The sequence below is a fragment of the Comamonas humi genome (assembly GCF_054782535.1).
In genome coordinates, this window is the sequence record NZ_BAAGSH010000016.1 from 96,275 (window position 1) to 115,490 (window position 19,216).

The following is a 19,216-nucleotide window of genomic DNA, read 5'->3' on the forward strand; positions in this document are numbered from 1 at the left end:
GCGCAGAAGGCATAGCACTGGAGTTTTCCCATGGACACGAACACCCTTGCCCCCGCGGCATCCCAGGATCTCAAGGCGCTGCGCGTGAACGGCGCGCGCCTGTGGCAATCTCTCATGGCGCTGGCGCAGATCGGCGGCACCGACAAGGGCGGCGTCTGCCGCCTGGCCCTCACCGAGCTGGACCGCCAGGGCCGCGATCTTTTCTCGCAATGGGCGCGCGAGGCGGGCTGCACGATCCGCGTCGACGCCATCGGCAACATCTTCGCGCGCCGCGCCGGCACCGATGACAGCCTGCCGCCGGTGACCACCGGCAGCCACATCGACACCCAGCCCACGGGCGGCAAGTTCGACGGCAACTACGGCGTGCTGGCCGGCATCGAGGTGCTGCGCACCTTGAACGATGTGGGCGTGCGCACCCGCGCGCCGCTCGAGGTGGCGGTGTGGACCAACGAGGAGGGCTCGCGCTTCGTGCCGGTGATGATGGGCTCGGGCGTGTTCGCCGGCGCGTTCACGCTGGAGCATGCGCTCAGCGCCCGCGACCACGCGGGCACCAGCGTGCGCGAGGCGCTGCAGGCCATCGGCTATGCGGGCGAGGGCGCGGCGCCGCATGCCATCGGCGCGTACTTCGAGGCCCACATCGAGCAGGGGCCGGTGCTGGAGAACCACGGCAAGGTGATCGGCGTGGTGCAGGCCGCGCTGGGCCAGCGCTGGTACGACGTGACGGTACAGGGCATGGAGGCGCATGCGGGCCCCACGCCCATGGAGCTGCGCAAGGATGCATTGCTCGCCGCCAGCGATCTCATCCACGAAGTGAACCGCATCGCGCTGGAGCGCCAGCCCCATGCGCGCGGCACGGTGGGCTCGCTGGAGGTGTTCCCCAATTCGCGCAACGTGATCCCGGGCCGGGTGAAGTTCAGCGTGGACCTGCGCGCGCCCGACGATGCCCAGCTCATGGACATGGACGCCGCGATCCGCGCCGCCTGCGCCCGCGTGGCGCAGGCGCGCGGCCTGCAGATCGGCATCGAGCAGGTGGTGTATTTTCCGCCGCAGCCGTTCACGCCGGCGCTGGTCGAGGCTGTGCGCGCGAACGCCGCCGACCTGGGCTACAGCGCCATGGACTGCGTGAGCGGCGCCGGCCACGACGCGGTCTACGTGGCGCGCCTGGCGCCGGCGGCGATGATCTTCGTGCCCTGCGCCGACGGCATCAGCCACAACGAGATCGAGGATGCCGAGCCCGAGCACCTGGAGGCCGGCTGCAACGTGCTGCTGCGCGCCATGCTGGACAGCGCCGGGGTCGCAGCATGACGGCAGCCCGCAAGCCGAGATTCCTCATCGCGCGCCTGAACCACGAGACGAATACCTTCTCGCCCGTTCCCACGCCGCTGGCGGCCTTCACCCCGACCTATGGCGCCGAGGCCTACCGTGCCAACAAGGGCATGCGCACGGCCATGGCCGCGTTCATCGAGCTGGCCGAAGCCGAGGGGGCGGAGCTGGTCACGCCCGTCTCGGCGATGGCCAACCCCAGCGGCCCGGTGCATGCCGACGCCTACGATGAACTCACCCGCCGTATCGTCGAGGCCGTGCCCGGCTGCGACGCCATCCTGCTCGACCTGCATGGCGCGATGGTGGCCGAGAGCAGCAGCGATGGCGAGGGCGACCTGCTTGCTCGCGTGCGTGCCGCGGCACCCGGGGTGCCGCTGGGCGTGGCGCTCGATCTGCACGGCAACATCACCGAAAAGATCGTTCGCCATGCCGACGTGATCGTGGGCTTCAAGACCTACCCGCACATCGACATGTACGAGACCGGCGAGCACGCCGGCCGCCTGCTGATCGCGATGTGGCGCGGCCAGGCGCAGTACGAGGTGATCTGGAAGCCGCTGGCGCTGATGAGCCACACGCTGCGCAGCACCACGCTGGGCGGCCCGATGAAGGACGCCTGCGAGCAGGCCCGGGAGATGGAGGTGCGGCAGGGCCTGCCCGCGGTCTCGGTGTTCGGCGGCTTCTCGCTGGCCGACATTCCCGCGCCGTGCGTGAGCGTGGTGGCCACGGTGGACAAGGGCACGGCCGGCACGCAGCAGGCGGTCATCGACGCATTTGCAGACAGCATCTGGCAGCGCCGCGCCGAGTTCATTTATCGCAGTGAGCCGCTGGAGGCCTCGCTGCAGCAGGCCCGGCAGATCGCGTCCACCGCAGGCCGGGCGCAGGGCAAGCCCGTGCTGCTGCTCGACCACGGCGACAACTGCATGTCGGGCGGCACCTGCGACACCATGGACGTGCTGCAGACCGCGCTCGCGCTGGGCATGGACGGCATCGCCGTCGGCCCGCTGTGCGATCCGCAGGTGGTGGCGCAGATGTTCGCCGCGGGCGAGGGCGCCGCCATCGACATCGCGCTGGGCAACAAGCGCTCGCTGGCGCACCTGGGCCTGCACAAGCAGCCGCTGCAGTTGCATGGCACGGTACGCAGGCTGAGCGAAGGGCGGTACATCGTCTCAGGCCCGATCTACAACGGCATGGAATGCCACATGGGCCGCACGGCGCTGCTCGACACCGGCGCCGCGCAGATCGTGGTGACCGAGCAGACGCACGAACCCTGGGACCTGGGCGTGTTCCATTGCGTGGGCATCGATCCCACGCGCTTCCGCTACCTGCTGCTGAAGTCGCGCATGTACTGCCGGCCGGTGTTCGTGCCGCTGTCCGCGGGCCTGGTGGAGTGCGACAGCCCCGGCGTGACCACCTCGGACTACGCGCGCTTTCCGTTCAGCCGGGTGCAGCGGCCCGTGTTTCCGCTGGACGCGCTTTAAATTTGATAGCTGTTTGCGATTATCTGTATTTGATTTCAAATAGATAAATTCATGAAATCGGCTTGCAGTGAGCGCAAGCAGCTATCAAAAAATATAAATCAACGCCCGCCGATCAGCGCCAGATACGCCTGCCGGGTTTCGGGCGACACGCTCTGCACCACCTGCTCATAGCGGGTCTGGTTGCGCAATTGCATGCGGGCCGAGGCCACGGTTTTGGACTTGCAGAACCAGTGGCAGGTGTGCTGCATCAGGTACAGCTCGGCCAGCAGGGTGTAGGCCTTGTCCTTGGGGGGCAGGCCCTCGGCGTTCTGCGCCACGCGGTTGATGCCGTCGGCATGCAGGCGGATGGCGGTGCGCAGGTCGAAGCCGCCGGGCTTGCCCTGCAGCTTGGCGATCAGCCGCGAGAACGGCAGGCCCAGTGCCTGGTTGCTCATGCGAAAGCCGGTCCCGCTGTCGGGCTCGGGCGCCTGGGCCAGCGTGTCGGCGAAGCTGCTGAACTGGCTGCACAGGCTTTTCTCCACCGGCAGCTGCAGCTCCCAGATCTGCGCCTGCCGGGCCGGATCGGATTCGCCCAGCGCCCGCATGTAGCCGCCCACCAGGCGCTCCAGCAGTTTTTCGATGTCGTAGTTGCGCAGGTAGTGCGACAGCAACTGGATGCGCTGCTTCTGGGCCTTGGCGCGCAGCAGGAAGCTGGCGGCGAGGACCAGGACGACGAATAGCAATAAGTCCATATGCAACGCGGGTTGTCGGGCTGAAACAGTGGTGATTCTAGGGGCCTCTTCCGTATCCCGCTGGGTCGCCTGCTGCGGTTATTGCAGTGCACCATGAACTTTGAAGCATGGAACTGGCTCGCATTTGAGCGGACTAGGTGCAAAAAGGTCATAAGTGTTTTCTCCGACCTCCCCGCTCGGCGGCGGGCCGGAATACGTCGGCGTCGGCCTACAATGGCCCGTCCAGTGCCGCCGGCCCGGGATTTCGGGCCAGGCCTGTTTTTTTCAACAGGCCCTCGGGGCGGCAGCGACATCGAGTGCCGGAGACCGCCATGCCTGATCTTTCTTCCACGAATTCCCCCAGCGACAAACGTGCTCTGCTGCGCCAGGCAGCGCTGGAGTACCACGAGTTCCCGCGCCCCGGCAAGGTGGCGATCGCGGCCACCAAGCCCATGGCCAACCAGCACGACCTGGCGCTGGCCTATTCGCCCGGCGTGGCCGCACCCTGCGAGGAGATCGTCAAGGACCCCTCCGCCGCCTTCAAGTACACCAGCCGCGGCAACCTCGTGGCCGTGATCTCCAACGGCACGGCAGTGCTGGGCCTGGGCGACATCGGCGCGCTGGCCTCCAAGCCGGTGATGGAGGGCAAGGGCGTGCTGTTCAAGAAGTTCGCCGGCGTCGATGTGTTCGACATCGAGATCAACGAGAAGGACCCGCAGAAGCTGGTGGAGGTGATCGCCGCGCTGGAGCCCACCTTCGGCGCGATCAACCTTGAGGACATCAAGGCGCCCGAGTGCTTCTATGTGGAGCGCGAGCTGCGCAAGCGCCTGAACATCCCGGTCTTCCACGACGACCAGCACGGCACGGCCATCACGGTGGCTGCGGCCATGATCAACGCGCTGAAGGTCGCCGGCAAGAACATCGGCGAAGTGCAACTGGTGGCCTCGGGCGCCGGCGCCGCAGCGCTGGCCTGCCTGAACCTGCTGCTCAAGCTGGGCCTCAAGCGCGAGAACGTGTTCGTGACCGACCTGGCCGGCGTGGTCTACCAGGGTCGCACCGAGCTGATGGACCCCGACAAGGCCGAGTTTGCCCGCGAGACGGACAAGCGCACCCTGTCGCAGGTGATCGACGGCGCCGACGTGTTCCTGGGCCTGTCGGCGGGCGGCGTGCTCAAGCCCGACATGGTGGCGCGCATGGCGGCCCGTCCGGTGATCTTTGCGTTGGCCAACCCCAACCCCGAGATCACGCCGGAAGACGCCAAATCGGTGCGCGATGACGTGATCATGGCCACCGGCCGCTCCGACTACCCGAACCAGGTCAACAACGTCCTGTGCTTCCCCTACATCTTCCGGGGCGCGCTGGACTGCGGGGCAACCACCATCACCACCGAGATGGAGATCGCCTGCGTACACGCCATCGCCGAGCTGGCCCAGGCCGAGCAGAGCGAGCAGGTGGCGGCCGCCTACGTGGGCCAGGAGCTGAGCTTCGGCCCCGAGTACCTGATTCCCAAGCCCTTCGACCCGCGGCTGATGATGATGATCGCCTCGGCCGTGGCCCAGGCGGCAGCCGAGAGCGGCGTGGCCCAGCGCCCCATCGCCGACCTGGACGCCTACCGCGAGCACCTGAAGACCTTCGTCTACGCGTCGGGCACGGCGATGAAGCCCATCTTCACCGCGGCCAAGAAGGCGACCAAGAAGCGCGTGGCCTACGCCGAGGGCGAGGAAGAGCGCATCCTGCGTGCCGTGCAGATCGTGGTGGACGAGCGCATCGCCCGCCCGACGCTGATCGGCCGCCCGGCCGTCATCGCGCAGCGCATCGAGAAGTTCGGCCTGCGCCTGAAGGAAGGCGTGGACTACGACGTGGTCAACGTCGAGCATGACGACCGCTATCGCGATTTCTGGCAGACCTACCACCGCATGACCGAGCGCAAGGGCATCACCGCGCCGATCGCCAAGATCGAGATGCGTCGCCGCCTCTCGCTGATCGGGGCCATGCTGCTGCACAAGGGCGAGGTCGATGGGCTGATCGTCGGCACCTGGGGGCACTCGACCCACCACCTGCAGTACATCGACCAGGTGATCGGCAAGCGCGCCGGCGTGGCCACCTTCGCCTGCATGAACGGCCTGCTGCTGCCCGAGCGCCAGGTGTTCCTGGTGGACACGCACGTCAACTACGATCCCACGGCCGAGCAACTGGCCGAGATCACCATCATGGCGGCCGAGGAAATGATGCGCTTCGGCATCAAGCCCAAGGCGGCGCTGCTGTCGCACAGCAGCTTCGGCTCCAGCAACCAGCCCAGCGCCATCAAGATGCGCGCCACGCTGGAGCTGCTGCGCGTGCAGGCGCCCTGGCTGGAGGTGGACGGCGAGATGCATGGCGACGTCGCGCTGGACGAGAAGGCCCGCAACGGCATCATGCCCAACAGCCAGCTCACCGGCAGCGCCAACCTGCTGGTGCTGCCCAACCTGGATGCCGCCAACATCAGCTACAACCTGCTCAAGACCGCGGCGGGCGGCAATATCGCCATCGGCCCGATCCTGCTGGGCGCCGCCCAGCCGGTACATGTGCTGACGCCCAGCACCACGGTGCGCCGCATCGTCAACATGACGGCCGTCACGGTGGCAGATGCGAATTTTGCACGCTGATGTTGGTTTTTAGCGAAAATTGAAACATACTTGCTTTCGGGTGGGTACCCTTGAGGACTGCTCAAATTTTGAGCAGTCCTCTTGCTTTTTGTGCCTGCATCCGTCACACTTTCGCCCTTGAATTGCGGGATAACCCGTAATCTTGAAAGGTACGCATGCTGAAGGCGCTGGCCTCCCACGGATATCGTTCGGTTGTTGCAGGTGTGCTGGGGATGGTATTGCTGGGTGCTTCGCTACCTGGCGAGGCGCGCGACTCTCGCTATGAAACCGCCACCCCGGCGGTGCCGGATGCGGTGGGACTGGCCGATCTGCCCGAGCAGGGGCGCACCACCTACGCACTGATCCTGGAGGGTGGACCCTTCCCCTACGACAAGGACGGCTCGGTCTTCGGCAACCGCGAGCGCATATTGCCGCCGCACAAGCGCGGCTATTACCGCGAATACACGGTGAAGACGCCCCGGGCGCGCAATCGCGGTGCCCGGCGGATCATCTGCGGCGGCCAGGTGCCGACGCAGCCCGATGCGTGCTATTACACGAACGATCACTATGCCAGCTTCCGCGTGATCGTGAAATAAGCGCTGATCCGACGCACGTTGTTGTCATATTTGCACAAGAAACTGCTTGCGCATTGCACTGCAGCGGATCAACAATCAACGGAGCCCATCCGGGAATCGTGGAACTCGAGTTGTCACACATGCTAATGGAAAGAGCAACGGAGATGGAAACTCCGCTTCGTCAGGAACAGGATACGCAGCTGCGTTTCGTGCGGCCCAACATCGTGCAGTCGATCCGGGCCTACCGTCTGCAGGATCTGCGCGACGCGGCCGTGGCGCTGGAGCAGCATTTTCTGTATGCCAATCTGGCCCATGCCCTGTCCAAGGCGGATGTGCTGGAGCTGATCGGCACGCAGTTCCATTTTCCGCCGCACTACGGCAAGAACTTCGATGCGCTGTTCGACTGCCTGACCGATCCCTTGCACAAGAGCGGCAAGCAGCCGGGTTTCGTCGTGGTGCTGGACCAGATCCCCACCGCGATGAAATTCGACAAGGAAGCGCGCGAGCAGCTGCTGGACGTCTTCCGCGACGCTGCCGAATACTGGGCAGAGCGCAAGATCCCGTTCCGCTGCTTCTACTCTTTCCTGTAAATTTTATATACAAAAATGGCAGTTAACGCAGATGGGGTCTGCGCTGGCTGCTATTATTTTTGAGAAAATGCGGCGGCCAGTGCCTCGTACTCGGCCACTGGGACCTCCTCGGCGCGGCGCTGCAGGTCGAAGTCGCCGGCAAAGCCCTTGTCCTCGAGCCAGCGGCCCAGCGTATTGCGCAGGATCTTGCGGCGCTGGCTGAAGGCGACCTGCACCAACTCCTCCAGCACGGCCGCATCCAGCGCCGCTGGCGTCTCGCGGGGCACCATGCGCACCACGGCGCTGTTCACCCTGGGCGGCGGGTCGAAGCTCTCGGGCGGCACGAACAGCACGTCTTCCATCGCGTAGCGCCATTGCAGCATCACCGTCAGCCGGCCGTAGTCGCTGGTGGCGGGTTCGGCCACCATGCGGTCGATCACTTCCTTCTGCAGCATGAAATGCTGGTCCTGGATGCGGTCGACGTGCTGGAGCAGGTGGAACAGGATGGGCGACGAGATGTTGTAGGGCAGGTTGCCCACGACCCGCAGGCGCGGCGCGCCGAGCTGGTCGGCCAGCGCCGTGAAATCGACCTTGAGCACATCGGATTCGACCACCTGCAGCTGCGCGTGCAGGCGCAGCCGTGCGGCCAGGTCGCGGTCCAGCTCGATGACCGTGAGGCGACCCAGGCGCTCCACCAGCGGCTGGGTCATGGCCATCAGGCCGGGGCCGATCTCTACCATGGGCTCGCCGGCCTGGGGTGCGATGGCCTGCACGATGGCGTCGATGATGCCGCCATCGGTCAGGAAGTTCTGGCCGAAGCGCTTGCGGGGGATGTGCTTCATTGTGGAGGTTCGCGGTATTCCACGTAGGCGCGGGCACGGGCTTCCTGGGCCCAGGTGCCGAAGGCTTTCTCGAGCTTCTGTTCGCGCACCTGGTCGCGCACCATGTCGCGCTGTTCGCGCTGGCTGAGCTTGGCCTCGCGGCGCTCCAGCAGCTGGATCAGGTGGATGCCGAAGCGGCTGGCCACGGGTTCGCTGACCTCGCCGGGCTGCAGGTGGTCGAGCGCGGCCTGGAATTCGGGCACGAATTTGTGCGGGCCGGCCCAGCCCAGGTCGCCGCCGCCCTTGGCGCTGCCGTCCTCGGAGTAGCGGCGCGCCAGGTCGGCGAAGTCAGCCTGGTTGGCGGTGATGCGGCGGCGGTAGTCCTCCAGGCGCTCCACGGCCTGGGCCTCGCTCAGCTTGGCGCTGGGGCGCAGCAGGATGTGGCGCGCATGGCTCTGCACGGCGATCACCGGCACGTCGCCGCTGGACTTCTCGATCAGCTTGAGCACGTGGAAGCCCGCGGGCGAGCGCACGGGGCCGACCACGCCGCCCACGGGCGCGCTCTTGGTGGCATTCACGAACAGCTCCGGATAGCGGTCGGCCGGGCGCAGGCCCATGGCGCCGCCGCCGCGGCCGTCGGGGGCGTCCGAGTATTCGCGCACCACGCTGAGGAAGTCCTCGCCGGCCTTGGCCTTGTCGGCCGCCGCCTGCGCCTTGGCCTGCAACTCCTTGACCTGCTGCTCGCCGGCGTTTTCCGGCACGGCGATGAGTATGTGGCCGAGGTTGATCTGCGCGGCCGCCGTGGGCGTGCCGGACTTGGTCTTCTGCTCGCGGATGAACTGGTCCACGTCCAGGTCGTTCACGCGCACCTTGGAGTCCACCTCGGCCTCGCGCAGCTTCTGGATGACCAGCTGGCGGCGCAGGTCGGCGCGGAACTGGTCGCGGGAGATGCCGTCGCGGGACAGGCGGCTGGCCATCTCCTCGACGCTGAGGTTGTTCTGCCGGGCCACGGATTGCTCGGCCTGCTGGAGCGCGAAATTGTCGACCTTGATGCCGGCTTCGGTGGCCATCTGCAGCTGGATCTTCTCGGCGATGATCCGCTCCAGCATCTCGCGCCGCACCGCTTCGCGCGGCGGAATCTCGCCGCCCTGGCTCTGCAGCTGGGCGAGGGCCCGGTCCGTGCGCTGCTGGACCTCGAAGTTCGTCACCGGCTCGGAGTTCACGACGGCCACGATGTAGTCGGCGGAACGCGGCGAGGCACTGGACGAGGCGCTGTTGCTGCGGCCTTCCAGCGGCACCGGGGCGGAGATGCCGGCCGCGCCGCGCAGTCCCGAGCCCGACGAGGGCGCCTGCTGAGGATTCTTGAAGCCTTGGGCGCTGGCGGCGACGGCTGTGGCCAGGCACAGGCTGCCGAGGAGAAAGCGATAGGTCATAGTGAAGGGAATCAATCGTAGCTGCTGAAGCGGCTGGCCGCGGGGGTCTCGCGTATCACCGGCTGGTAGCCGGGCACATTGTCGCGCAGTGAGACCAATGGGTCGGCACCGAGCGCCAGCCTGGACAGGCCCTGGAATTCGACCTGGAACAGCAGCCGGGTGTTGGCCTGGATCAGGCTGGTCTGCAGCCGCTCCAGCACCACGCGGGTGGACCAGCAGCAGCTGCTGTATTCGAGGCCGACCAGGGAGTCGACGAACTTGCTGTCACGCATGCTGTAGTTGAGGCGGCCCACAGTGTACCAACGCCCGTCGCCGGGCTTGCGGGCGCCGCCGCCCAGCAGCGACTCGACCGGCCATTGCCAGCCGAAGTCGACCTGCTCGCTGTTGTCGCGCTGGTAGCGGTAGGCCATGCTCAGCGTCTTGTACTGCCCGGGCTTGTAGCGCACGGCCATGGTGGAGCGCACCGAGCGGTTGATTTCGGGGCTGTACTGCACCGTGGTGTCGAAGCCCCAGCGCGGCGTCCAGTTGATGCCGGCGCCCAGCATGATGTCGGACCAGCGCCCGTTGGTGGTGTCGGGCGCCACGCCCGGCATGGTGACGAGCTGGTCCTTGAAGCGCAGGCGCTGCGCCACGCTGAAGCGCGCCGCCTCGGCGCCGCTGTCGGCATCGAGGAAGCGCGTGGTGGCGCCCACGGTCAGCATGTTGGCGTCGGAGATGCGGTCGTAGCCGCTGAAGGCGTTTTCGCTGTAGATCGTGGCAAAGCTGAAGTCGTACGGCGCCGTGTCGTACACCGGGATCATGCTCTGGTCGCGGTAGGGCGTATAGGTATAGAACGCGCGCGGTTCCAGGGTCTGGATCAGGTTGCGGCCGAAGAGCTGCGTATTGCGCTCGAACATCAGGCCGCTGTCGAGGCTGAACGTGGGCAGCGTCACGCTCTTGCCGGAGATGCCGGTCATCGACGGGTCGTCGAAGCGGTAGTGGCGCGAGTTGAACATCAGCTTGGGCGTGATGTAGCCCTGCGGCGCGATGAAGGGCCGGCTGATCTCGCCCTGCACATAGGCGCGGTCGGCGTTCGACTGGTTGGTCAGCAGCGGGTCGGCGCGAAAGCGCGTGACATCGGCCTCGAGCTTGGCTTCCAGGCCATAGCCCAGGTCGCGCGGCGTGTAGCGGTACTGCAGCTGCGGCATGCGGTCGTAGGGCGGCACGATGGGCGACAGCGGGTCCTGCAGCGTCTGCCACGACTGGGCGCGCAGCAGCACGCTGTGGTCGTTGCGTGCCCAGCTCACCGAACCTTCGCTGCTCAGCAGGCGCTCGTTCAGGTGGTAGTTGTTGCGCATGAAGTCGCGCCAGTACTGGTCGTCGCTCACGCGCCGGAGGTTCAGGTTCAGGCCCAGCCCGCCGATGGGCGACTGCAGGCTCTGGTTGTGCTGCAGCACGTAGGACCAGCGGTCGCGCTCGCGCAGCTTGTCATTGGGCATGTACAGCGCAGCGAACAGGCCGCTGTAGCTGGGCTCCAGGTAGCGGAACTCGCCGGCCAGCGCCGCGCCGCGCTTGGTCATCAGGCTCGGGGTGATGGTGGCGTCGCGGTTGGGGGCGATGTTCCAGTAGTAGGGCTGCGCGTAGCTGAAGCCGCTATTGCTGTCCAGCGTGAAGGTGGGTGGCAGCAGCCCGGACTTGCGCTTGTCCGACAGCGGGAAGCTGATGCGGGGCACCGGCAGGATGGGCACGCCCTTGAATTCGAGCACGGCGTTTTCGGCCACGCCCACGTCCTCGATGGTGTCGAGGTGGATCTTGTCGGCGCGGATGATCCAGTCGGGCTGCCAGCTGGCCTCGTCGGTGCGCTGGCAGGTGGTGTAGGTGCCTTCGTGCACCAGCGAGCGGTTGCGGTCGATGAAGTCCACCTGCGAGGCCACGCCGTAGGCGTTGTTCATCAGCAGGCGGTAGTTGCCGTCCTTGAAATAGCCCTCGTGCGAGTCGAGCTGCATCTGCAGCTCCTGGCCGTCGAATATGCTGCCCGCGCGGTTGATGTGTACGTTGCCCTGGGCGAAGGCGGTGTCGCTGGGCTCGCGGTATTCGAGCCGGTCGGCGCGGATCATGGTGTCGGCGCGGCGCAGCTGCGCGTTGCCGGTGACCACCGTGGTGCCGGCTGACTGGCCGGTGAGGTCGTCGCCCTCGAGGAACACGGGCATCTGCGCGCGTTCCTCGGACGTGAGCTGTTCGCGCAGGCGCGGGCTGGCCTGCAGCTGCAGGCCGTCGTCGGCAGTCTGGGCTGCCGCTGGGCTCCAGGGCAGCCACAGCATCGCCATGCACAGGCTGGCGATGGCGGTCATGCGGGGGCGATGCGCGTCGGTTGAAGAATCGATATCCATGGACAGGGCTGGCTGCGGCGGCGGCATTGCGTTGGGAGAAGCGGGCCGGCCCCGCGTCAGTTCCCGCCAGCGGCGGGGTCGGGTTTGTAGAATCTAGGACGTGACCTGCCATTATCCATGAGCCATCCGAATCCCCCCATGACCGACCTTTCCGCCGCCAATTCCGCAGCGCAAGCTTTACCCACTGTTACGGCGGTGGCCTGGGCCGATGCCCAGCGCCAGGCGCTGTTTGCGCAGTGGCTGGCGCAGATTGCCGGCCCGCAGCGGCTGCTGCCCGAGACGCTGCGCGCCGCGTCGGCCGACGCGGGTTTTCGCCGCTACCTGCGGATCGACGACCGCGATGGCGCCACCCGCATCGTCATGGACGCGCCGCCCGACAAGGAGGACTGCCCGCTCTTCGTGCGCGTGCAGGCCCTGCTGCGCGAGGCCGGGCTGAACGTGCCGCAGATCCTGGAGTGGGACGAGGCGCATGGCTTCATGCTGCTGAGCGACCTGGGCGCGCAGACGGTGCTCGAGAAGCTGCTGTCCGAGCAGGCCGGCGCGGACCAGGCCCGGACCTGGTACCTGCAGGCCACGGACATCCTGGTCGAATGGCAGCAGGCCTCGCGCCCCGAGGTGCTGCCGCCCTATGACGAAGCCGTGCTGCGGCGCGAGCTGCAGCTCTTTCCCGACTGGTACATCGCCAGGCACCGCGGCGTGGTGCTGAACGACAAGCAGCAGGCGGTGCTGGCGCAGGCCTTCGACGCCATCGTGGCGCAGAACCTGACGGCGGCGCCGGTGTTCGTGCACCGCGACTTCATGATGCGCAACCTGATGGTGCCAGCCCAGGAGCATGCGCCCTTGGGCGTGCTCGACTTCCAGGACGCGCTCTACGGCCCCATCACCTACGACATCGCCAGCCTGCTGCGCGATGCCTTCATCAGCTGGGACGAGGATTTCGTCATCGACATCACCGTGCGCTACTGGGAGAAGGCCCGCAAGGCCGGCCTGCCGGTGCAGGACGACTTCGGCGAGTTCTACCGCGCCGTCGAGTGGATGGGCCTGCAGCGGCACCTGAAGGTCGCGGGCATCTTCGCGCGGCTCACGCTGCGCGACGGCAAGCCCAAGTACCTGGCCGACACGCCGCGCTTCATCCAATACATCCGCGCCACCGCGTCGCGCTACCGCGAGCTCAAGCCCCTGCTGCGCCTGGTGGACGAGATCGAGGGCATCGAGACCCCGTCCGGCTGGGCCTTTGGTCGGGTTTAAGTCAAATTGGCCTCCAGCGCTCATGTAGCAAGCGCTGACAGCTATCAATTCATGAGTATCTGCACCGCATGCCGCGTTTCTACTGCCCCGTGAGTCTGGCCATTGGCGCCGAACTGGACCTGCCGCCCGAGGCCGCGCGCCATGCCCAGGTGTTCCGGCTGCAGCCCGGCGATGCCATCACGCTGTTCAACGGCGAGGGCGGCGAATACGGCGCCACCATCGCGCGCATGGGGCGCAGCCAGGTGGCTGTGCGCGTCGACAGCCACGACGCCGTCGAGCGCGAGGCCGCCGTGGCCGTGCACCTGCTGGCAGGCATCACCGCTGGCGAGCGCATGGAGTGGCTGGTGGAAAAGGCCACTGAGCTGGGCGTGGCCAGCATCACGCCCATCGAGGCCGAGCGCTCGGTGATGCGCCTCAAGGGCGAGCGCGCCACCAAGCGCCAGGAGCGCTGGCAGGCCATCGCCGCCAGCGCCTGCGAGCAGTGCGGCCGCAACCGCGTGCCGGTCATCCATGCGCCGGTCGACCTGCGCCAGTGGGTGCAGGCTGGCGAGCCGGCCGGCGCGCTGCGCCTGGTGCTGTCGCTGGCCGATGGCGCCCGGCCGCTGCCGCAGGCGCTGGGGCCGCTGGCAGGCGAGGCGCCTGCCGTGGTCTTTCTCTCCGGCCCCGAGGGCGGCCTCTCGCCGGCCGAGGAGGCGCTGGCTCGCGCCAGCGGCTTTGCGCCGGTCACGCTGGGCCCGCGCGTGCTGCGCGCCGAGACGGCACCGCTGGCGGCGCTGGCCGCCTTGACCCTCCAGTAAACCCGCTTCTCCGGCTTTGGCGCCATGCCGCGCTTGCGCGGCGCGTGGGGCATTGCGCCTTGAAAATTCCCAATGGATGGGAATGTGCTTTGCTATTTGGCCATCACCTAGGGTTTTCGCTAGCCAATGGCAGAGAGCGGAAAATGAGAATCGTGGCGTTGAGATTCCTCTTTGGATTCGATTTTTAGTCCCATTAAATGGGAATATGAAATGAACGCGCCAGATCCCTTTACCGCCGATAGCGCCCCTGCCGAAGTCTCGGCGGCCGACCGCGTGCTGCAGGTGCTGGCCGTCCTGGCCAGCGCGGGCCGGGCGCTGACGGCGGGCGAGCTGATGCAGGGCACCGGCCTGCCGCGCAGCAGCCTGTACCGGCAGCTGGCGCGGCTCAAGCGCTTTGGCTTCGTGATGGAAAGCGGCGCGCTGTATGCGCCCGGCCCGCTGGGCCTGCAGCTGGCGCGCGGCTTCGACGATGGCTCGCACCTGGTGCAGGTCGCCCGTCCCATCCTGGTGCAGCTGACCGACCAGACCCGCGAAAGCGTCGGCCTGCTGGTGGCCGCCAACGGCCAGGCCGTGTGCCTGGACATGGTGGAAAGCCCGCTGTCGCTGCGCTGCTCGTTCGCCAAGGGCAGCAGCGTGCCGCTGTCGGTGGGCGCATCGGCCAAGTGCGTGCTCGCCTACCTGCCGGCGGCGCAGCGTGACCCTTTGCTGGACCGGCACTACGGCGCCGGCACGCCCGCGCGGGCGCAGGCGGCGGCCGAGCTGCTGCAGCTGCGCGAGCGCGGCTACGCCACCACCGTCGGCGAAGTGGATGCCGGCGTCTGGGGCTGCAGCGCCCCGTTGTTCGGCAACGCGCGCCGCGCCGTGGCCGCGATCACCCTGATGGCACCGCACCAGCGCGTGCTGCACCAGGAGGCCTCGCTGGTGCAAGCGACCCTGGCCGCGGCGGCGCGCATTTCGCGCCTGCTGGCCGAATGATGTTTAGCCCCCTGATTCCCCCTAGAAAGGACACTCCCATGAACTTCCGCCGCACTGTCTTGAAGGCCGGCACCACCGCCGTGATTGCCCTGGCCTTCGGTGCCCACGCCGCGTTCGCCCAATCCGATGTGGTCCGCGTCGCCACCGATGCCACCTTCCCGCCCATGGAGTTCGTGGAGAACGGCAAGCGCACCGGCTTCGACGTGGAGCTGGTCGAGGCCGTGGTGCAGAAGATGGGCAAGAAGGTGCAGTGGGTGGACATCGACTTCAAGGGCCTGGTGCCGGGCCTGATCGCCAAGCGCTTCGACATGGCGGTCTCGGCGATCTACATCACCGACGAGCGCAAGAAGGTGGTCGATTTCAGCCAGCCCTACTACGCGGGCGGCCTGGTGGCCATGGTGAAGGACGGCAGCCCCATCGCCAAGCTGGCCGACCTGGAGGGCAAGAAGGTATCGGTGCAGGTGGGCACCAAGTCGGTCGGCTTCCTGACCGAGCACTACCCCAAGGTGCAGCGCGTGGAGGTCGAGAAGAACCAGGAGATGTTCAACCTGGTGGCCATCGGCCGCGCCGATGCCGCGGTGACCGGCAAGCCCGCGGCCTTCCAGTACGTGCGCACGCGCGGCGGCATGACGGTGCTGGGCGAGCAGCTGACCACCGAGGAATACGGCATGGCCGTGCGCAAGGACCTGCCCGAGCTGACCCAGGCGGTGAACAAGGCGCTGGCGCAGCTCAAGGCCGATGGCGGCTACCAGGCCTTGGTGAACAAGTGGTTCCCCTCCAAGTGATGCGCGCGGCGTGACGGAAATGGCAGGGTAGCGACATGGATCTGGATTTTTCCCCCGTCTGGGCGGGGTGGGCCGAGCTGCTGCGCGGCGCGGCGGTGACGGTGGAGATCACCGCGGCATCGCTGCTGCTGGGCTGCGTGATGGGCCTGCTGGTGGGCATAGGGCGGCTCAACCCGCAGCGCCGCCTCGTCTACGGCATCTGCACCGCCTACGTGGCGGCGATCCGGGGCACGCCGCTGCTGGTGCAGCTGTTCATCCTGTTCTTCGGTCTGCCGCAGTTCGGCATCATGCTGCCGGCCTTCGCCTGCGGCGTGCTGGGCCTGGGCATCTACTCGGGCGCCTATGTGTCGGAGGTGGTGCGCGGCGCGATCCAGTCCATCGACCGCGGGCAGATGGAGGCGGCGCGTTCCATCGGCATGTCGTCGGCGCAGGCCATGGCCTCGGTCATCCTGCCGCAGGCCGTGGTGCGCATGATCCCGCCGCTGGGCAACGAATTCATCGCGCTGATCAAGAACTCGGCGCTGGTGTCGCTGCTGACCATCCATGACGTGATGCACGAGGGCCAGAAGATCATCAGCGTGTCGTACCGCTCGCTCGAGGTGTACCTGGCGATCGCCGTGATCTATTTCGTGTTGACCGGCGCGACGACCTTGCTGCTGCGCCATTTCGAGAAGCGCATGCGCGCAGGAGGCATGGTGCAATGAAGGCTGCTGCAATCCCTTCCGGAAGCGAACCCATGGTGCGCATCCGCGGCCTGCGCAAGGCCTATGGCGAGCATGTGGTGCTCGACGGCATCGATTTCGACGTGCAGCCCCAGCAGGTCGTGGTGGTGATCGGCCCCAGCGGCTCGGGCAAGAGCACCTTCCTGCGCTGCTGCAACGGCCTGGAGCAGCCCCAGGGCGGGCGCGTCGACATCTGCGGCCGCACCCTGGCCGATGACGGCCGCATGTTGCCCGACAAGGAGCTGAACGCGCTGCGCGAAGAAGTGGGCATGGTGTTCCAGTCGTTCAACCTGTTCCCGCACCTGTCGGTCATCGACAACGTGACGCTGGGGCCGCGCAAGCTGCACGGCATGAGCCGGGCGGAGGCCGAGTCGCAGGCCCGCGACCTGCTGAAGAAGGTGGGCCTGGGCCACAAGGCCGATGCCATGCCGGCCAGCCTCTCGGGCGGGCAGAAGCAGCGCGTGGCGATTGCCCGGGCGCTGGCGATGCGGCCCAAGGTGATGCTGTTCGACGAGCCCACCTCGGCGCTCGACCCCGAACTGGTCGGCGAGGTGCTGCAGGTGATGAAGCTGCTCGCCAGCGAAGGCATGACCATGATGGTCGTGACCCACGAGATGGGCTTCGCCCGCGAGGTGGCCGACGTCGTGGTGGTGATGGATGGCGGCGTCATCGTCGAGGCTGGCGACCCGGCGACCATCTTCTCGAACCCCAGCAAGGAGCGCACGCGCAACTTCCTGCAGGCGGTGCTCACCCGGCAATAGGCGGACATGGAATGACGGTTGCATTTTTCAGCAGCGCGCAGCTACCCGCGATGCCCTGGAAGAACGGCGGCGGCACCACGCAGGAAGTGGTGTGCTGGCCCCCGGGCGCGGACCTCTCCAGCTTTGCCTGGCGCATCAGCATCGCGCAGATCGCCAGCAGTGGGCCGTTCTCGGCCTTTCCGGGCGTGGACCGCAGCATCTGCCTGCTACAAGGCGATGGCGTGCAGCTGACCTCGGCGGACGGTCGCATCGACCATGCGCTGAACCGGCCGCTGGTACCGTTCGCCTTTTCGGGCGACGTGGCGCTCGACTGCCGGATGCTGGGCGGCGTCTCGCGCGACTTCAATGTGATGGTGCGCCGCGGCGCGTTGCGGGCCAGCGTACGGGTCGCCGAAGGCCAGGCCGGCCAGGTGGTCGCGCCGCATGGCCTGCTGCTGGCGCTGCGCGGCGCCTGGAGCCTGAGCGGCGCCGCGGGGACGGCCACGCTGGCGGCTGGCGCGCAGGACGGCGTGTACTGGGCGGATGGCGACGGCGCCGCCGTGGCCGCCACGCCACTGGCACCGGATGCGCAGCTGCTGCTGGTGGAACTGCACGACGTGACCCGCTGAGCGGGAAACGCATGACGACCATGGAGCCATCCACCCAGAGCCTGTTCGCTGCCGATGCACTGCTGCCCGGCGGCTGGGCCCGCAACGTGGAGCTGCGCTGGGACGCCAGCGGCCAATTGACGCAGGTGCAGCCCGACGCGGCGCCTTCGCCTGGCACGCCGCGCGCGACCGGCCCGGTGCTGCCCGGCATGCCCAATGTGCATTCGCACGCCTTCCAGCGCGGCTTTGCGGGGCTGAGCGAGTTTCGCGGTCAGGCGCAGGACAGCTTCTGGAGCTGGCGCACGCTGATGTACCGCTTTGCCGCCCGGCTCGGCCCCGAGCAGCTGGAGGCCATCGCCACCTGGCTGTACATCGAGATGCTGGAGTCCGGCTACACCAGCGTGTGCGAATTTCATTACCTGCACCACCAGCCTGACGGCACCCCTTATGCGACGGACGCCGAGCTGAGCCTGGCCTTGCTGCGTGCCGCCGCGAACGTCGGCATCGGCATCACGCTGCTGCCCGTGCTCTACCAGCACAGCGGCTTTGGCGCTTTGCCGCCGGCTGAGGGGCAGAAGCGCTTCATCCGCAGTACTGACAACATGCTGGCGCTGCTGCAGGCACTGGCGGCGCCCTGCGCCGCGCAGGGCGCTGTGCTGGGCCTGGCGCCGCACTCGCTGCGCGCCGTGGCGCCCCAGGCGCTGCAGGAAGCAGTGCAAGGCCTGCATGCGATGCAGCCGCGAGCGCCGGTGCATATCCACATCGCCGAGCAGATGGCGGAAGTGGACGCCTGTCTGCAGTGGAGCGGCCAGCGCCCGGTGGCCTGGCTGCTCGACCATATGCCCGTAGATGCGCGCTGGTGCCTGGTGCATGCCACGCACATGGACGAGGCCGAATATGCGCGCGCCGCGGCTTCGCAGGCCGTGGCGGGGCTGTGCCCGCTGACCGAAGCCAACCTGGGCGACGGCCTCTTCGACCTGCCGCGCTGGGAGCAGGCCGCGGGCCGCTGGGCCCTGGGCTCGGACAGCCATATCGGCACGAACGCGGCCGAGGAATTGATGGTGCTGGAATACGGCCAGCGCCTGCGTCTCATGCAGCGCAATGTCGCGGCCAGCGCCCGGCAGCCGCATGTGGCCAGCCACCTGCTGCTGCAGGCGGTGGCCGGCGGCGCCCAGGCCTCGGGCCGTGCCGTGGCCGGCCTGGCCGTGGGGCAGCAGGCCGATATGGTCATGCTCGACGCCGGGCATGTGGCGCTGGCCGGCCTCGATGCCGCCGCGCAGCTCGACTCGCACGTCTTCGCCAGCAGCCGCAGCAGCGCGGTGGAGGGCGTATGGGTGGGCGGGCGGCGCGTGGTGGAACAGGGGCGCCACGCCGGGCATTGCCCTGCCCAGGATACTTTCGTCAAGACCCGTGCCGCGTTGATCCAGGAGGACTGAACC

General features: G+C 67.6%; 17 protein-coding genes. 13 read left to right on the plus strand and 4 right to left on the minus strand.

Features of this window, described 5'->3' with window-relative positions; translation table 11 throughout:
- Nucleotides 1-30: 30 nt before the first annotated feature.
- Both ACYVKR_RS16390 and ACYVKR_RS16395 read left to right on the plus strand, forming a co-directional pair.
- Complete coding sequence (locus ACYVKR_RS16390) at nucleotides 31-1,305, plus strand: Zn-dependent hydrolase (RefSeq protein ID WP_460482007.1); 1,275 nt, start codon at nucleotides 31-33, stop codon at nucleotides 1,303-1,305.
- On the plus strand, nucleotides 1,302-2,801 hold the full coding sequence (locus tag ACYVKR_RS16395) for a M81 family metallopeptidase (protein WP_460482008.1): 1,500 nt from the start codon (nucleotides 1,302-1,304) through the stop codon (nucleotides 2,799-2,801). The genes ACYVKR_RS16390 and ACYVKR_RS16395 overlap by 4 nt, the downstream gene beginning before the upstream one ends.
- 98 nt (nucleotides 2,802-2,899) lie before the next feature.
- On the opposite strand, the gene ACYVKR_RS16400 is transcribed toward ACYVKR_RS16395, so the two are convergent.
- The gene (locus ACYVKR_RS16400) at nucleotides 2,900-3,532 is read right to left on the minus strand and encodes a hypothetical protein (RefSeq protein ID WP_460482009.1); all 633 of its coding nucleotides are present in this window, start codon (nucleotides 3,530-3,532) and stop codon (nucleotides 2,900-2,902) included.
- A gap of 311 nt (nucleotides 3,533-3,843) precedes the next feature.
- On the opposite strand from ACYVKR_RS16400, the gene ACYVKR_RS16405 reads away from it, so the two are divergent.
- From ACYVKR_RS16405 to ACYVKR_RS16415, 3 genes are all read left to right on the plus strand, one after another.
- On the plus strand, nucleotides 3,844-6,156 hold the full coding sequence (locus tag ACYVKR_RS16405) for an NADP-dependent malic enzyme (protein WP_460482010.1): 2,313 nt from the start codon (nucleotides 3,844-3,846) through the stop codon (nucleotides 6,154-6,156).
- Between the two features lie 155 nt (nucleotides 6,157-6,311).
- On the plus strand, nucleotides 6,312-6,731 hold the full coding sequence (locus ACYVKR_RS16410; RefSeq protein WP_460482011.1) for a guanyl-specific ribonuclease: 420 nt from the start codon (nucleotides 6,312-6,314) through the stop codon (nucleotides 6,729-6,731).
- Nucleotides 6,732-6,874: 143 nt separating this feature from the next.
- Nucleotides 6,875-7,300, plus strand: a complete 426-nt coding sequence (locus ACYVKR_RS16415) for a barstar family protein (RefSeq protein WP_460482012.1) — start codon at nucleotides 6,875-6,877, stop codon at nucleotides 7,298-7,300.
- A gap of 53 nt (nucleotides 7,301-7,353) precedes the next feature.
- Here ACYVKR_RS16415 and rsmA read toward each other — a convergent pair whose 3' ends face one another.
- Genes rsmA through ACYVKR_RS16430 form a run of 3 tightly spaced genes read right to left on the minus strand, consistent with a single transcriptional unit; the run spans nucleotide 7,354 to nucleotide 11,863 of the window.
- The gene (gene rsmA, locus ACYVKR_RS16420; protein ID WP_460482013.1) at nucleotides 7,354-8,121 is read right to left on the minus strand and encodes a ribosomal RNA small subunit methyltransferase A; all 768 of its coding nucleotides are present in this window, start codon (nucleotides 8,119-8,121) and stop codon (nucleotides 7,354-7,356) included.
- The gene (locus tag ACYVKR_RS16425) at nucleotides 8,118-9,533 is read right to left on the minus strand and encodes a peptidylprolyl isomerase (RefSeq protein WP_460482217.1); all 1,416 of its coding nucleotides are present in this window, start codon (nucleotides 9,531-9,533) and stop codon (nucleotides 8,118-8,120) included. Before ACYVKR_RS16425 ends, rsmA begins: the two co-directional genes overlap by 4 nt.
- Nucleotides 9,534-9,544: 11 nt before the next feature.
- A complete protein-coding gene (locus ACYVKR_RS16430) occupies nucleotides 9,545-11,863 on the minus strand; it encodes an LPS-assembly protein LptD (RefSeq protein ID WP_460482014.1) in 2,319 nt (772 codons plus the stop codon).
- A gap of 156 nt (nucleotides 11,864-12,019) precedes the next feature.
- On the opposite strand from ACYVKR_RS16430, the gene ACYVKR_RS16435 reads away from it, so the two are divergent.
- The 8 genes from ACYVKR_RS16435 to ACYVKR_RS16470 all read left to right on the plus strand — a co-directional run bounded on the left by ACYVKR_RS16435 (nucleotide 12,020) and on the right by ACYVKR_RS16470 (nucleotide 19,213).
- Complete coding sequence (locus tag ACYVKR_RS16435) at nucleotides 12,020-13,150, plus strand: aminoglycoside phosphotransferase family protein (protein ID WP_460482015.1); 1,131 nt, start codon at nucleotides 12,020-12,022, stop codon at nucleotides 13,148-13,150.
- Between the two features lie 68 nt (nucleotides 13,151-13,218).
- Nucleotides 13,219-13,947: an RsmE family RNA methyltransferase gene (locus tag ACYVKR_RS16440; RefSeq protein ID WP_460482016.1), complete on the plus strand. Its 729-nt coding sequence runs from the start codon at nucleotides 13,219-13,221 to the stop codon at nucleotides 13,945-13,947.
- A gap of 210 nt (nucleotides 13,948-14,157) precedes the next feature.
- Entirely contained in the window at nucleotides 14,158-14,922 is a 765-nt protein-coding gene (locus tag ACYVKR_RS16445) for an IclR family transcriptional regulator (protein WP_460482017.1), read from the plus strand.
- A gap of 38 nt (nucleotides 14,923-14,960) precedes the next feature.
- Nucleotides 14,961-15,707: a type 2 periplasmic-binding domain-containing protein gene (locus ACYVKR_RS16450; protein ID WP_460482018.1), complete on the plus strand. Its 747-nt coding sequence runs from the start codon at nucleotides 14,961-14,963 to the stop codon at nucleotides 15,705-15,707.
- Between the two features lie 35 nt (nucleotides 15,708-15,742).
- Nucleotides 15,743-16,411, plus strand: a complete 669-nt coding sequence (locus ACYVKR_RS16455) for an amino acid ABC transporter permease (RefSeq protein WP_460482019.1) — start codon at nucleotides 15,743-15,745, stop codon at nucleotides 16,409-16,411.
- On the plus strand, nucleotides 16,408-17,190 hold the full coding sequence (locus ACYVKR_RS16460; RefSeq protein ID WP_460482020.1) for an amino acid ABC transporter ATP-binding protein: 783 nt from the start codon (nucleotides 16,408-16,410) through the stop codon (nucleotides 17,188-17,190). Before ACYVKR_RS16455 ends, ACYVKR_RS16460 begins: the two co-directional genes overlap by 4 nt.
- An 11-nt stretch (nucleotides 17,191-17,201) precedes the next feature.
- Nucleotides 17,202-17,798 carry a HutD/Ves family protein gene (locus ACYVKR_RS16465; RefSeq protein WP_460482021.1) on the plus strand — a complete coding sequence of 199 codons (597 nt, stop codon included), beginning with the start codon at nucleotides 17,202-17,204 and terminating at the stop codon, nucleotides 17,796-17,798.
- A gap of 11 nt (nucleotides 17,799-17,809) precedes the next feature.
- The gene (locus ACYVKR_RS16470) at nucleotides 17,810-19,213 is read left to right on the plus strand and encodes a formimidoylglutamate deiminase (RefSeq protein WP_460482022.1); all 1,404 of its coding nucleotides are present in this window, start codon (nucleotides 17,810-17,812) and stop codon (nucleotides 19,211-19,213) included.
- Nucleotides 19,214-19,216 lie beyond the last annotated feature (3 nt).

Bases quoted from the DNA above. Each gene is read 5' to 3' on its own strand.
- ACYVKR_RS16465 (WP_460482021.1), top strand. From the start codon at position 17,202: ATGACGGTTGCATTTTTCAGCAGCGCGCAGCTACCCGCGATGCCCTGG.
- ACYVKR_RS16435 (WP_460482015.1), top strand. From the start codon at position 12,020: ATGAGCCATCCGAATCCCCCCATGACCGACCTTTCCGCCGCCAATTCC.
- ACYVKR_RS16455 (WP_460482019.1), top strand. From the start codon at position 15,743: ATGGATCTGGATTTTTCCCCCGTCTGGGCGGGGTGGGCCGAGCTGCTG.
- ACYVKR_RS16415 (WP_460482012.1), top strand. From the start codon at position 6,875: ATGGAAACTCCGCTTCGTCAGGAACAGGATACGCAGCTGCGTTTCGTG.
- ACYVKR_RS16470 (WP_460482022.1), top strand. From the start codon at position 17,810: ATGACGACCATGGAGCCATCCACCCAGAGCCTGTTCGCTGCCGATGCA.
- ACYVKR_RS16430 (WP_460482014.1), bottom strand. From the start codon at position 11,863: ATGACCGCCATCGCCAGCCTGTGCATGGCGATGCTGTGGCTGCCCTGG.
- ACYVKR_RS16425 (WP_460482217.1), bottom strand. From the start codon at position 9,533: ATGACCTATCGCTTTCTCCTCGGCAGCCTGTGCCTGGCCACAGCCGTC.
- ACYVKR_RS16390 (WP_460482007.1), top strand. From the start codon at position 31: ATGGACACGAACACCCTTGCCCCCGCGGCATCCCAGGATCTCAAGGCG.
- ACYVKR_RS16440 (WP_460482016.1), top strand. From the start codon at position 13,219: ATGCCGCGTTTCTACTGCCCCGTGAGTCTGGCCATTGGCGCCGAACTG.
- ACYVKR_RS16405 (WP_460482010.1), top strand. From the start codon at position 3,844: ATGCCTGATCTTTCTTCCACGAATTCCCCCAGCGACAAACGTGCTCTG.
- rsmA (WP_460482013.1), bottom strand. From the start codon at position 8,121: ATGAAGCACATCCCCCGCAAGCGCTTCGGCCAGAACTTCCTGACCGAT.
- ACYVKR_RS16410 (WP_460482011.1), top strand. From the start codon at position 6,312: ATGCTGAAGGCGCTGGCCTCCCACGGATATCGTTCGGTTGTTGCAGGT.
- ACYVKR_RS16395 (WP_460482008.1), top strand. From the start codon at position 1,302: ATGACGGCAGCCCGCAAGCCGAGATTCCTCATCGCGCGCCTGAACCAC.
- ACYVKR_RS16400 (WP_460482009.1), bottom strand. From the start codon at position 3,532: ATGGACTTATTGCTATTCGTCGTCCTGGTCCTCGCCGCCAGCTTCCTG.
- ACYVKR_RS16445 (WP_460482017.1), top strand. From the start codon at position 14,158: ATGAACGCGCCAGATCCCTTTACCGCCGATAGCGCCCCTGCCGAAGTC.
- ACYVKR_RS16460 (WP_460482020.1), top strand. From the start codon at position 16,408: ATGAAGGCTGCTGCAATCCCTTCCGGAAGCGAACCCATGGTGCGCATC.
- ACYVKR_RS16450 (WP_460482018.1), top strand. From the start codon at position 14,961: ATGAACTTCCGCCGCACTGTCTTGAAGGCCGGCACCACCGCCGTGATT.